The sequence below is a fragment of the Roseburia sp. OM03-7AC genome, assembly GCF_003462625.1.
GTDB lineage: Bacteria > Bacillota > Clostridia > Lachnospirales > Lachnospiraceae > Roseburia_C > Roseburia_C amylophila.
The window spans coordinates 86839-101035 of the sequence record NZ_QTZJ01000001.1; the positions used below are offsets into that span (position 1 = coordinate 86839).

The window sequence follows — 14197 nt, forward strand, 5'->3', positions numbered from 1 at the left end:
GAGCAACAGGTAAATAAAAACAGGAAAGAGAGGTATTTATGACAAGTTATATTTTACTGGTAGCAGCAGTGATTTTATTGTGCCTGTCATTGAATAAAATGTCCAACAAACTGGGAATTCCAATGCTGTTGGCATATATTCTTCTTGGCATGATGTTTGGAACAGATGGAATTTTAAAGATTCCTTTTGATAATTTTACGATTGCCGAACAGATTTGTACGGTGTCCTTAATCTTTATCATGTTTTACGGTGGATTTGGAACCAACTGGAAACAGGCAAAGCCGGTGGCTGGTAAAGCAGTATTATTATCAACAGTGGGTGTTATACTGACCGCAGTAACAACCGGAGCATTCTGTCATTTTATATTGAAAATGGATTTCTGGGAAAGTATGCTGATTGGCTCTGTAATCAGTTCTACGGATGCGGCATCGGTCTTTTCAATCCTTCGTTCCAGACGGCTGAATCTTAAGAACAATACTGCATCCATGCTGGAGGTGGAAAGTGGTAGTAATGACCCATGTTCTTATATGCTGACCGTAATTATATTAACAATAATGAGCGGAGAATTAAGTGGTTCTTCGCTGGTTGTCATGATATTCTCGCAGATTATTTTTGGCATATTAGTGGGGGTAGTTGTGGCACTGGCAGCAGCATTCATTTTAAAAAAAGTGAATTTTGCAACGGATGGATTTGATACGATATTTGTATTCAGTATGGCACTGGTATCCTACGCCGGAGCATCCATGATAAATGGAAATGGTTATCTGGCAGCATACATTGCCGGAATTATCCTTGGCAACACTCCACTTCATCACAAAAAATCACTGGTGCATTTCTTTGATGGAATCACCGGATTGATGCAGATGCTGATTTTCTTCCTGCTTGGTCTGCTGGCATATCCATCCCAGCTGCCGAAGATATTGCCGATTGCACTGGCAATTGCGGTATTTTTAACATTTGTGGCAAGGCCGGTTTCTGTATTTGCTATCCTGATGCCATTCCGCTGCCCGGTAAAGCAGCAGCTTCTGGTGTCCTGGGCTGGGCTTCGTGGAGCGGCATCTATAGTATTTGCAATTATGGCAACAGTAAGTCCGGCATATACGAAAAATGATTTGTTCCACATAGTTATTTTCATTGTCCTGTTCTCTATCAGTATTCAGGGTACACTGCTTGGACTGGTGGCAAAGAAGCTTGACATGATAGACGAAAATGGCAACGTCATGAAGACCTTCAGTGACTACTCCGATGAAATGCCGGTGGAGTTTGTTAAAATCAGCATCAAGGCGGGACATCCATGGGAGAACCGCAAGATAAAAGACCTTGCTTCCCTGCCGGATTTATTACTGGTGCTGATTCTAAGGGGCGAGGAGCGTATCATTCCAAATGGCAACACGGTAGTGCTTGCCGGAGACAAGATTGTCTTAAGTGCTTTATCTCCGGAAGAAAATCTTGGCATCTGTCTGACAGAAATCCCAATCGAAAAAGACAGCAAGTGGATTGGAAAGCCATTATCCAGAATAAAACTGGGAGAAGAGAAGCTGGTTCTTGTTCTAAAGCGGAATGAGAAGGTTGTGATACCGAACGGAAATACTGTGATTCGTGAAAATGATGTGCTGGTAATCAGCCAGTTATAAATATGTTTTTTTGAATTTTGAAGAATAGCAGGAGTGTTCGCCGAAGTGCAGATGCATTTTAAGGGCTGTTAAGGGCACTTGGAATTTCGTTAGATATTAGGCAATGCCGGCACAAGGATGTGCCGGCAAGGTGCATAGGAACATGGATGTGACTTTGCACCTTGCCGGATATAAAAATGATTTTTCGAAATTCTTAGTGCCCTTTACAGCACTTAGACAGCATCTGTATTCGGTGAAGAGTACTGCTATTTTTAAAAATTTAAAAATATATGCAACAGAATGGAATTCAGCGACACTATATATATGAGACCGGTCAAAGGAAAGGACATAGGAAGGTATAGGGTGAGCATATGGAGCAGGAACTGCAGCTGGTGCGCAGGGCACAAAGTGGGGATACTGGTGCATTTGCACAATTATATGAAGGCGTTTATCAGGACTTGTATCGCTTTGCGTTATATGTGCTGAAGCATCCGCAGGATGCACAGGATGTGGTCAGCGATACCGTGACAGATGCATTTGCACAAATCGGGGAGCTTCGAAAGACAGAAGCGTTCCGGGCGTGGATATTCCGTATTTTAAGTAATAAGTGCAAACGTAAATTAAAAGAGTATGCGACCCGTCCGGAAGAGCTGACACCGGAGCTTTTAGAGCATCTGGGAAAATCCGGAATGGATGAGCATGCAGCAGTCCGGAGCCTGTTCTTTGAGCTGCCTTCCGAGGAACGAATGATTATCGCCATGCATTTATTCTGTGGGTATAGCAGCAAGGAAATCGGAAAACTGTTAGACCTTAACGAAAATACCGTCCGCTCAAAAGAGAGCCGGGGAATAAAGAAAATGGTGGAGAAATATTGGAAGTGAGAAACGGAAGATATGCAAAAAGTCTGAAAAACAACAGAAAATTCAGATGAGATGGAGGTGCCGGTATGAATGAACAGGAGATTTTAACCCAGTTAAGAAAAGCGGCGGAAGAGATAGAAATACCAGAGACTCTGAAACCGGAACAGATAGAAAAACAATTACAGGAACAGAAAGCAAAACAGCAGCAGGAAAATCAGCACTTGGAACCGAAAAAATCGAAGAAAATAATTCCATGGCGCAGACTTGGAAGTATGGTGGCAGTGCTGGCACTGGTAGTATGCAGCGGAATTTATATAACAGTGACCCGTTTCGATAAGAATTCCGGTACAGGGCAGACGGATTCCGTAGCAATGACAGATACGCAGCAGACTGTGGGAGAAGCAGATGAAACAGGGTATGTGGATGTGGCAGCTCTTGGAACAATGTATCATCCTGCATCGGATTATAAGGAGGTATATCAGACCCTTCTTAAGGGGTATCAGCAGAATTGGATAGAAGATCTGGAAACAAGTGCGGAGACAAGCGAAGCTGCATCGGGAGCAATGAATTCCGGCAGTGACGAATATTACTACAGTGATGAAGCTAAGTACGGAAGTGCCGATGCCGATTTGCTGGAGAGCAGCAAGGAAGGCGGAAAAGATTATTCTACGACAAATCTGCAGATGGAAGGTGTAGACGAGAGTGATATTGCTAAAATTGATGGCAGTTACATTTATACGGTAGAGGATAAATACATTGTTATAACGGATATCCGGGATGGAAAATTAGAAGAAGTAACACGATTTCTCCCGAAAGACTGTGGCGCAGCAGACCGGGTGATGGAAATTTATGTGGATGGAGACCAGCTGATTCTGGTTGTGCAGGGCTATGAGACATCCTTGGGCGAAAGCAGCAAAGCTGGCTCTGATAAGGAAAACTCAGATAAAGAAAGCTCAGATGAAGAAATTGCTGTATCAGATGCTTCTGAAGACAGTGCATTCTGCTATAAAATGAATGGAAAAAGCACCACACAGATTCAGGTATACAGTATCGTAGACCGCAGGAATCCGGAATTTGAAGGAAGATTAATCCAGGATGGTTATTATAATACTTCCCGGAAAATCGGAGATGTAGTCTATCTTTTTACACAGTATCATATGACATCCGATGTGGTGGGATATGTAGAAAAGGAATATACCTCAGTGATTCCGAAGGTAAATGGAGAAAAGGTTGCCGCCGGTGAAATTTATCTGCCGGAGTCATCAGGAGAAAGTGGTATACTGGTTTCTTCACTGGATGTAAATAAGCCGGATAAAGTGCTGGACAGTAAGCTTGTAATCTCTGGATGTGCCCAGACTTATATCAGCAAAGATGCCCTGTATTTATATGAGGAAGATTATGATGGGGCAATGATTACCAATATTGCAAAATTTGCACTGGATGAGGGCAGAATCAGTGGTGTGGCGGCAACGGCAGTAAGGGGTTATGTCAGAGATACCTTTGCAATCAATGCCAGTGATGGATATCTCAGGGTATTGACCACCGATTATAGTACAGAGGATGAGGTGAATGCACTTTATATTCTGGATGAGAACTTGAAATTAACCGGACAGTTGACGGGCATTGCACCGGGAGAAGAAATCTATGCTGCCCGTTTTATGGGAAACACTGGTTACTTTGTAACCTACCGGAATACTGACCCGCTGTTTACCGTGGATTTATCAGACTCGGCAAAACCGGAAATTATCGGCGAACTCAAGGTGACCGGCTTCTCCGAATATCTGCATTTCTGGGATGATACACACTTACTGGGAATCGGCTACGAATCTGATGAGAAGACCGGAAATATAGAAAACATTAAGATTTCCATGTTTAATATAGAAAATCCGGGAGAAGTAACCGAAGAGGCAAAGCTGGTATTAAAGGATGTAGATTATAGCGAAGCATTATATGATTATAAGAGTGTCATCATTTCAAAGGATAAGAATTTAATCGGTCTGGTTTGTGAGGATTATAGCGGCAGCGGAATAAAACAGACCTATCAGATATATTCCTATGAAAACGGAGCCTTTAAGAAACAGGCAGAAATTCCGGGTATTAACGGAGCCAATTACGAGAATGTCCGTGGAATGTATAGTGGCAATGTATTTTACCTCTGGATTAATGATAACATTACATCCTATGACATGGCCGATGGATTTAAAAAGATAAAGGAGCGGGAGTGATTCTTGCAAAACTTTCCCGATAGCTTTATAATGACAGTATATGTGCCGGGTGGTGGTATGAAAATATCATCACCCGGCAACTTATGCAGAATCGGTGACTGCGAACTGGAGAAATGATAAAAAAGATGGCAATCAATCCTAAGACACGAATATTTGATGATTGATACAGAATGTATTGTAATTCTTAGGATGCGTGTGTGTCTGATGTGAGGATGTCTTACCGCTGCTTTGACTGGATACGCCTTTTGTACGCCTGTAGCGAATACTGCTCCAGCTGCAAGGGGCTCTAAGAATTTTGAAAAAGCTATTTTATATATGGCAAACGGTGCAAAGTCACATCCATGTTCCTCTGCACCTCGCTGGTACATCCTTGTACCAGCGTTGCCGGGTTTTGCCAAAATTCTAAGAGCCCCTAACAGTCTGCACAAATGTATTCGCCTACAGGCGAACAGAAGGCAGTATCTTGTCAAACATTGGGAAGACAGACGCTCATAAACAAAGACACACACGTGTCATTAGAATTACAACATTCTGTAGTATAAAGCAAATATTTGCGTCTTAGGATGAATGCGTATATTTATCATTAAGCATTTCGCAGCAGCCATAACAACAAGTGCAAGGGAGAATAAACATGCAATATAGAGAAAATCCGGGAAACAAAGACCAGCTGTCCATCTTAGGCTATGGCTGCCTGCGTTATTCTAAGAAGGGAACCGCAATCGACCAGGAAAAGGCAGAGCGGGAGATGGCAGCGGCAGTGGAAGCCGGGGTCAATTATTTTGATACCGCATATACTTACGGTGGAAGTGAAGCCTGTCTGGGAAAATTTTTGGCAAAAGGCTATCGGGATAAAGTGAAGATTGCGACCAAACTGCCGCATTATTACATAAAAGCAGAAGGGGATATGGAACGGTATTTTAAGGAGCAGTTAGAACGCCTTCAGACGGATCATGTGGAATATTATCTGATGCATATGTTAAATGATATTGCAGCATGGGAGCGTCTTACAGAACTTGGTATACAGGACTGGATTGCAGAGAAGAAACAATCAGGACAGATTGGAAATATCGGTTTTTCTTTCCATGGAGGAGCAAATCAGTTTAAGAAGATTATAGATGCTTATGACTGGGATTTCTGCCAGATACAGTATAACTATATGGATGAGCATACCCAGGCAGGAACAGAAGGCTTAAAATATGCAGCAGCAAAGGGAATTCCGGTGATTATCATGGAACCGCTGCGGGGAGGCAGACTGGTCAACGCACTGCCAAAGGATGCCAGAGCCATATTTGCATCCGCAGAACCACATCGTTCCCCGGCAGAATGGGGACTCCGCTGGATATGGAATCATCCGGAAGTAACTGTGGTACTTTCCGGAATGAATGATATTGCACAGGTAGAAGAAAATGTGCGGATAGCATCAGATGCCACAGCAAATGCACTGACAGAAGAAGAACTGGAAATTTTTGAAAAAGTGAAGAAGTCAATTAATCAGCATATGAAAGTGCCATGTACCGGCTGCGGCTACTGTATGCCATGCCCTCATGGAGTAGATATTCCGACCTGTTTTGCAGCATATAATACACGCTATACCGACAGCTTTTATTCCGGTATGAAGGCATATATTATGTGTACCACTTTAAAGACAAATCCGACCAATGCTTCAAAATGCCGTCAGTGCGGAAAATGTGAGAAACACTGCCCGCAGTCCATTGCCATCCGACAGGAATTAAAACAGGTGGCAAAGAAGATGGAGAATCCGGTTTATAAGGTAGCAAGGGCGATTTCGAAGCGCATTGGAAAGTATTAGAAAAAATATTATGAAATTTTGTAAAAAATAAAGGAAATTTGAAGGTGGACACAGAATTATAATAGCAGAGGTCGAATGACGTCCTCATAATGGTAAAGATGATGGCAGTGCATTTACATCATGAAATGGTGATGTGACAGGAAGGGAGAAGATAAGGATATGACAATTCGGGAACGGATGGAGCGCATGGAGCATGAGATGTTAAGCCCTTATGCAGCATTAAGCGAGAATTCCAAAGGACGGGATTATCCGGAGGCACCTTGTGATATACGTCCCGTATACCAGAGAGACAGAGACCGTATTCTCCACTGTAAGGCATTCCGCCGTCTGAAGAATAAGACGCAGGTGTTCTTAACACCGAAGGGTGACCATTATCGTACCCGTATGTCGCATACCTTAGAGGTATCACAGAATGCCAGAACCATTGCAAAGGCACTGCGGCTGAATGAAGATCTGGTGGAAGCCATTGCATTAGGGCATGATTTGGGACATACGCCATTTGGTCATGCCGGAGAGCGGGTGTTAAATGAACTTTGCTCCGGTGGTTTTAAACATAATAAACAGAGCGTACGTATCGTAGAGAAATTGGAAAAAGGCGGACAGGGACTGAACCTGACCTGGGAAGTGCGGGATGGCATTTTAAATCATCAGACCAGTACGATGCCGCATACACTGGAAGGCAAAATCGTCCGTTTCTCCGATAAAATCGCCTATATTCATCATGATATCGATGATGCGGTGCGTGGAAAGATAATGGTGGAAGAAGATATTCCAATTGAGATACGGAAGGTATTGGGAAAGAATTCGGCAGACCGGCTGGATACACTGATTCATGATATTATAACCAACAGCATGGATAAGCCGGATATCATTATGTCCGATGAAATTTTCCAGGCAATGCAGGATTTACGGAAGTTCATGTTTGTAAGCGTATATACCAATCCCATTGCCAAAGGAGAAGAGACAAAGGCAGAAGGATTACTCAGCAAACTGTTTACATATTATATGGAACATCCGATGACAATGCCGGCGCAGTATACCGATATGATTGCGGAAGGCGAGGAGGAAGAACGGGTAGTATGTGATTATATCGCAGGAATGACCGACCAGTATGCAATTGCCAAATTCTCAGAATATTTTGTACCGAAGGCTTGGCAGGTGAATTAAGGAATGGCATATTATTCAGATGAATTAATAGAAGAAGTACGTTCCAGAAATGATATTGTAGATGTGATTTCCGGATATGTACGGTTGACAAAAAAAGGCAGCACGTATTTTGGACTGTGCCCCTTCCATAATGAAAAGACCGGTTCTTTTTCCGTATCACCGAATAAGCAGATGTATTACTGCTTTGGATGCGGAGCAGGCGGAAATGTATTTACCTTTCTGATGCAGTATGAGAACTTTTCATTCCCGGAAGCGATGGAGGCATTGGCAGAGCGTGCCGGAATCGAACTGCCGAAGCAGGAAATGAGTGCCCAGGCAAAGAAAGAAGCAGACAAACGCCAGATTCTGTTAGAGATTAACAAGGCAGCCGGCAAATATTATTATATGCTGCTGCGGAGTGGACACGGAAAACAGGCGTATGAATATTTTAAAAAGAGAGAATTATCGGATGCCACCATGCAGAAGTTTGGGCTTGGCTATTCGGATAAATACAGTGATGATTTGTACCGCTATTTAAGAAAGCTTGGATATGATGATGCAATCTTAAAGGAATCCGGTCTTGTGTCCATTGACGAAGTCCGGGGCGGACATGATAAATTCTGGAATCGTGCCATGTTTCCGATTATGGATGTGCATAATAAAGTAATCGGATTTGGTGGACGAGTCATGGGGGATGGCGAACCGAAGTATCTGAATTCGCCGGAGACCAAAATCTTTGATAAGAGCCGGAATCTGTATGCATTGAATTTTGCAAGACAGACCAAGAAACCGCAGATGCTCTTATGTGAAGGCTATATGGATGTAATTGCGCTGCATCAGGCAGGCTTTGACAATGCAGTGGCATCCTTAGGAACCGCGTTTACCAGTGGACATGCCAGTCTGCTGAAACGATATACGAAGGAGGTTTATCTTACCTTTGACAGCGACGGTGCCGGAATTAAGGCGGCACTTCGTGCAATCCCGATTTTAAAAGAAGTAGGGCTGACAGCCAAAGTCATCAACATGAAGCCGTACAAAGACCCGGATGAATTCATCAAGGCACTTGGAGCGGAAGAATACCAGAAGCGGATTGATGCGGCAGAAAACAGCTTTATGTTTGAAATCAGGATTTTAGAGCAGAAATATGATATGAAGGACCCGGAAGGAAAGACCGCATTCCAGACAGAAGTGGCAAAGAAACTGCTTGATTTTACCACGGAACTGGAACGGAACAATTATATGGAAGCTGTGGCGGATAAATATCATATGAGCTTTGAAGCACTCCGAAATCTGGTAAACCAGCTGGGCACCCAGGGAGGACTTGTAAAAGAGCGGACACCGCTTAAGAGTGGGCTGAATGAGAAGAAGCATAAGAAAGAGGACGGCATGAAGCAGTCCCAGAAATTGCTTTTGACCTGGCTCATAGAATATGATAATCTGTACGATAAAATCAAAGATATCATTACACCGGAAGATTTTACGGAAGACATTTTCCGTAAGGTGGCAGAGCTTCTCTACGAGCAGAAGAAGTCGGGTACTGTCAATCCGGCACAGATTATCAGTTTATTTGCAGAAGAAGAGGAACAGCGGGAAGTTGCAGAGCTCTTCCATGCGAGAATTCATGAAGTGGATTCTGCTGCAGAGCGGGATAAGGCGTTAAAAGAGACGATTCTGCGGGTGAAGGATAACAGCATCTCCTATCGTTCGGCGCACTTAGAACCTACGGATATGCAGGGCTTGCAACAGATTGTGGCAGATAAGAGAACCTTGCAGAATATGGAGAAAATGCATATTTCTATAGATTGAGGACAAAATACTATTTAGTCCCGTTTATATGACGAATCATGAGAGGATGAACAAGAAAATGGATGAAAAGATGGAAAAGACTACGAAAAAGACAACAAAAGCTGCAAAAAGTGCTCCGGCAGCAAAAGACGAAAAGATGAGCATTGAGGAGAAAAAAGCAAAATTGCAGGAAAAACTCCAGGAACTCCTTGCACTGGCAAAGAAGAAAAAGAACAGCCTTGAGTATCAGGAAATCAGCGAGTTCTTCAAGGACATGGAACTGGATGCAGATGAGTTTGAGAAAATCCTAGACTTCCTTGAGACCAATAACATTGATGTGCTTCGAATCATGGATGATGACGATATCGATGACGATATCATCTTAGATGACGAAGACGAGGTAGAGGTAGAAAAGATTGATTTATCGGTACCGGACGGCGTATCCATTGAGGACCCGGTTCGTATGTATTTAAAGGAAATCGGTAAAGTACCTCTTTTAAGTGCAGAGGAAGAAATCGAACTGGCAAAGAGGATGGAATTAGGAGACCAGGAAGCAAAGAAACGTCTGGCAGAAGCCAACCTCCGTCTGGTGGTAAGTATTGCAAAACGTTATGTAGGACGTGGCATGTTATTCTTAGACCTGATTCAGGAAGGTAACTTAGGTCTGATTAAAGCTGTTGAGAAATTCGATTACCGGAAAGGCTATAAGTTCTCCACCTATGCAACATGGTGGATTCGTCAGGCAATCACAAGAGCCATTGCAGACCAGGCAAGAACCATCCGTATCCCGGTTCATATGGTTGAGACCATCAACAAGCTGATTCGCGTTTCCAGACAGTTGCTGCAGGAGTTGGGACGTGAACCGACCCCGGAAGAGATTGCAGAAGAAATGAATATGCCGGTAGACCGTGTACGTGAAATCTTAAAGATTTCCCAGGAGCCGGTTTCTTTAGAGACTCCAATCGGTGAAGAGGAAGATTCCCATTTAGGAGACTTCATTCAGGATGATAATGTACCGGTACCTGCTGATGCAGCAGCATTTACCCTGTTGAAAGAGCAGTTAGAGGAAGTGCTTGGAACACTGACCGAGCGGGAGCAGAAGGTATTAACCCTTCGTTTTGGCCTGGAAGATGGACGTGCCCGTACACTGGAAGAAGTTGGAAAAGAATTCAATGTAACCAGGGAGCGTATCCGTCAGATTGAAGCAAAGGCACTCCGTAAACTGCGTCATCCAAGCAGAAGCCGCAAATTAAAGGACTATCTGGAGTAATATATGAATAAACTTTCAAAAAGAATGCAGGCAGTTGCAGCATTGGTTCAGAATACCATCTGCCTTGCAGATGTAGGATGTGACCATGGTTATGTTCCGATTTATCTGATCCAGTCAGAACGTATTGGGCATGCCATTGCAATGGATGTGAACCGGGGTCCGCTTCTTCGGGCAGAGGAGCATATCCGGGAAGTTCATTTAGAAGATTACATAGAAACCAGATTGTCCGATGGACTTACAGCGTTGGCTCCATCCGAAGCCGATGGTGTGGTAATCGCCGGAATGGGTGGAGCGTTGACGAAACGGATTCTTACAGAACATCCGGAAGTCTGGAAGAAGATGAACAATCTTGTGTTACAGCCACAGTCTGAAATAGAAGAGGTACGCCGTTATATTTATGCGGAAGGCTTTCACATTGAAGAAGAAGATATGGTGGAAGAAGAAGGCAAATATTACGTGATGTTAAGATGTGTACCGGGAAAAGCAGCACCGTTGACGGATGTTGCTTTTCGTTATGGTGGATATTTATTACAGACGAAAAACGAAATATTAAAACAATATTTAATAAAACAGAGACAGCAGTTCTCGGAAATCTTAAAGAAACTTGAAATCCAGAAGCTTATGCCGGAGCAAACTGTATTGCAGAAACCAGAATTGCTGCAACAATCTGCAACGCAACAGGATGAATTGCAGCAGAAAGAAGATGGCAGTACAAGACGCTTTGAACGGCAGAAAGAACTGGAAGAGAAACTTGCAATGATAGAAGAAGCAGAGCGTATCATGGGAGAAAATATATGAAGTGTGAACAGATACGGGAAATATTAGAGACACTTGCTCCTGTAGCAATGGCCTGTGAATGGGATAATCCGGGATTTCAGGTCTGCAGATGGGAGAAAGAGATAAACAGTATCTATCTGGCGGTGGATGCAACCGATGAAGTAATTGCGGAAGCAAAAGAACTTAAGGCTGATATGATACTGACGCATCATCCGTTAATCTTTGGTGGAATCAAAAATGTTCTTACCAGTGATTTTATCGGCAGAAGAATTTATGGACTGGCACAGCAGGATATGGTTTACTGTGCGATGCATACGAATTTTGATATCTGCGTCATGGCGGACCTTGCAGCAGATTACCTGGAACTAATGGAGACAGAACCATTGGAAGTAACCGGGGAGTGGCAGGGAAAATCCTGTGGTATCGGCAAAGTGGGAATGCTGCCAGAGGAGATAAGTCTAGGGGATTGCGGCAGGATTGTAAAAAGCCGGTTTCAGACAGAAGCGGTAAAAGTATTTGGTGATACCAGCCGCATGGTACAGCGTGCAGCAATTTGCCCCGGCTCCGGAAAGAGTGAAGTGGATGAAGCGATTGCAAAGGGTGCCCAGGTGTTGATAACGGGAGATATTGACCACCATACGGGAATCGACGCAGCGGCCAGAGGCTTAAGTATCTTAGATGCAGGACATTATGGATTGGAGCATATTTTTGTAACCTATATGGCAGAATATTTCAAGGAAAAATTACCGGAACTGAACATATACAGCCAGAAGTTACAATCTCCGTTTTCCTATATTGTATAAATAGTAATCAAAGAAATGGGGGACTACTATGGAAGAAATTAAATGTAGAATTAATATTCATGGAAATGTAAGGGAGTATGTGCCGGAAACCACATACAAGCAGCTTGCCAAGGAATATCAGAAACAGTTTCCTGATGATATTGTCCTGGTGCTGGTGAACAACCGCCTGCGGGAGCTGCGTGAGAAGGTAGAATCGGGAAATCTTACCTTTATTACAACAGCAGACAAGGATGGAAGGAAAGCATACCGGAGAAGTACGGCGCTACTGATGCAGAAGGCAGTGCATAATCTTTATGGGGAAGAAAAGATTACGGTCCGCATCATGCATTCCATTGCCCAGGGATATTATTGCGAACTGAAGCGGAATGAGGAAAAGAACGGAACATCAGAGCAGGCAGAATGGGTAGCTGTCGATGAACAGATGTTAAGGGATTTAAAGCAGGAGATGCAGCGTCTGGTAGAAGCCGATTTTCCGATTGAAAAGCACAGTCTGCCGACGGCAGATGCAGTAGAACTCTTCCGGAGACTGGGAATGACCGATAAAGAAAGACTGTTCCGCTACCGGAGAAACTCAAGGGTCAATATCTATGAGCTGGATCATTACAAAGATTATTTCTATGGATATATGGTGCCGTCTACCGGTTATCTGAAATATTTTGACCTGACATTGTATAAAGAAGGTTTTATGCTGCTCTTTCCGGGAAAAGATACCAGGACGGTGGATGTTTTTGTTCCATCGGATAAACTGTACCTGACACTGGAAGAAGCGTCAGAGTGGGGACATACCATGGGAGTAGGAACCATAGGAGCTTTGAATGATGCAGTTTCTGCAGGCAGAATACAGGAAATTATTCTGATACAGGAAGCCCTGATGGAACAGAAAATAGGACAGCTGGCAGAGCAGATTAAAGAAGGACATCATAAGAAATTCATTATGATAGCAGGTCCGTCCTCTTCCGGGAAGACAACGTTTTCCCACAGGCTGTCCATACAGCTTGCCGCCCATGGCATGAAACCGCATCCGGTTCCGCTGGATGATTTTTATGTAGACCGGGATAAGACACCGAAAGATGCAGATGGAAAACTGGATTTCGAATGCCTGGAGGCATTGGATATTGACCGTTTTAACAATGATATGACAAGTCTTTTAAACGGAGATGCAACGGAACTGCCGGTATTTAATTTTAAAACCGGAAAGCGGGAAGCAAAAGGAAGAATGATGCAGCTTGGAGAGGAAGATGTACTTGTTATTGAAGGCATCCATGGACTGAATGACAGGCTTTCCTTCTCTCTGCCGCAGGAAAGCAAATTCCGTATTTATATCAGTGCGCTGACCCAGCTGGATATTGATGAACATAACTGCCTGCCGACGACAGATGGCAGACTGATCCGGAGAATCGTAAGGGACGCAAGAACCAGGGCTACATCAGCAAGGGAGACCATAGCCATGTGGGATTCGGTAAGGCGGGGAGAAGAAAAAAATATCTTCCCATTTCAGGAAGGTGCTGATGTAATGTTTAATTCAGCCTTAATTTATGAACTTGCTGTGCTAAAACAGTATGCAGAGCCATTGCTGTTTGCAATTGAACGGGACTGCCCGGAGTATCTTGAAGCGAAGCGGCTGCTGAAGTTCTTAGATTATTTCCTTCCGGTACCGGCAGATAATATCAATAACAATTCGATTATCCGTGAGTTTATCGGTGGAAGCTGTTTTAATGTCTGATATAGAAGCTATATGAGGGATAGACCGTGTTTCTTGTACAAAAGAGACATTTGTCTATCCCTGAATTTTACTTAAAAACACAAAAAAATAGACAAAAATTACGAAAAAAAGCGAATAAAAATAGAAATTTTGTTGAAAAGCATATAAAGAATGGCTATAATAAAATAATGATGATTTTTGTCACA

10 protein-coding genes are annotated in these 14197 nt (G+C 43.4%); all 10 read left to right on the plus strand.

The features are described 5' to 3' along the window. Positions 1–38: 38 nt before the first annotated feature. The 10 genes from DXB39_RS00445 (at position 39) to DXB39_RS00490 (ending at position 14012) form a co-directional block, all read left to right on the plus strand. A complete protein-coding gene (locus tag DXB39_RS00445) occupies positions 39–1634 on the plus strand; it encodes a potassium/proton antiporter (protein WP_117841999.1) in 1596 nt (531 codons plus the stop codon). A 350-nt stretch (positions 1635–1984) separates the two neighbouring features. Then, a complete protein-coding gene (locus DXB39_RS00450; protein WP_117841998.1) occupies positions 1985–2494 on the plus strand; it encodes an RNA polymerase sigma factor in 510 nt (169 codons plus the stop codon). Between the two features lie 65 nt (positions 2495–2559). Beyond that, positions 2560–4698, plus strand: a complete 2139-nt coding sequence (locus DXB39_RS00455) for a beta-propeller domain-containing protein (protein ID WP_117841997.1) — start codon at positions 2560–2562, stop codon at positions 4696–4698. 631 nt (positions 4699–5329) lie between these two features. Then, positions 5330–6508, plus strand: a complete 1179-nt coding sequence (locus DXB39_RS00460; RefSeq protein WP_117841996.1) for an aldo/keto reductase — start codon at positions 5330–5332, stop codon at positions 6506–6508. A 159-nt stretch (positions 6509–6667) separates the two neighbouring features. Continuing rightward, positions 6668–7675, plus strand: coding sequence for a deoxyguanosinetriphosphate triphosphohydrolase (locus DXB39_RS00465; RefSeq protein WP_117841995.1), 1008 nt, complete (start codon positions 6668–6670; stop codon positions 7673–7675). Between the two features lie 3 nt (positions 7676–7678). Beyond that, a complete protein-coding gene (gene dnaG, locus DXB39_RS00470) occupies positions 7679–9460 on the plus strand; it encodes a DNA primase (protein ID WP_117841994.1) in 1782 nt (593 codons plus the stop codon). 136 nt (positions 9461–9596) lie between these two features. Beyond that, entirely contained in the window at positions 9597–10709 is a 1113-nt protein-coding gene (rpoD, locus tag DXB39_RS00475) for an RNA polymerase sigma factor RpoD (RefSeq protein ID WP_117842067.1), read from the plus strand. 3 nt (positions 10710–10712) lie between these two features. Then, on the plus strand, positions 10713–11507 hold the full coding sequence (locus DXB39_RS00480) for a tRNA (adenine(22)-N(1))-methyltransferase (protein ID WP_117841993.1): 795 nt from the start codon (positions 10713–10715) through the stop codon (positions 11505–11507). Next, a complete protein-coding gene (locus tag DXB39_RS00485) occupies positions 11504–12289 on the plus strand; it encodes a Nif3-like dinuclear metal center hexameric protein (RefSeq protein ID WP_117841992.1) in 786 nt (261 codons plus the stop codon). Before DXB39_RS00480 ends, DXB39_RS00485 begins: the two co-directional genes overlap by 4 nt. 28 nt (positions 12290–12317) lie before the next feature. Then, positions 12318–14012, plus strand: coding sequence for a nucleoside kinase (locus tag DXB39_RS00490; protein WP_117841991.1), 1695 nt, complete (start codon positions 12318–12320; stop codon positions 14010–14012). Positions 14013–14197 lie beyond the last annotated feature (185 nt).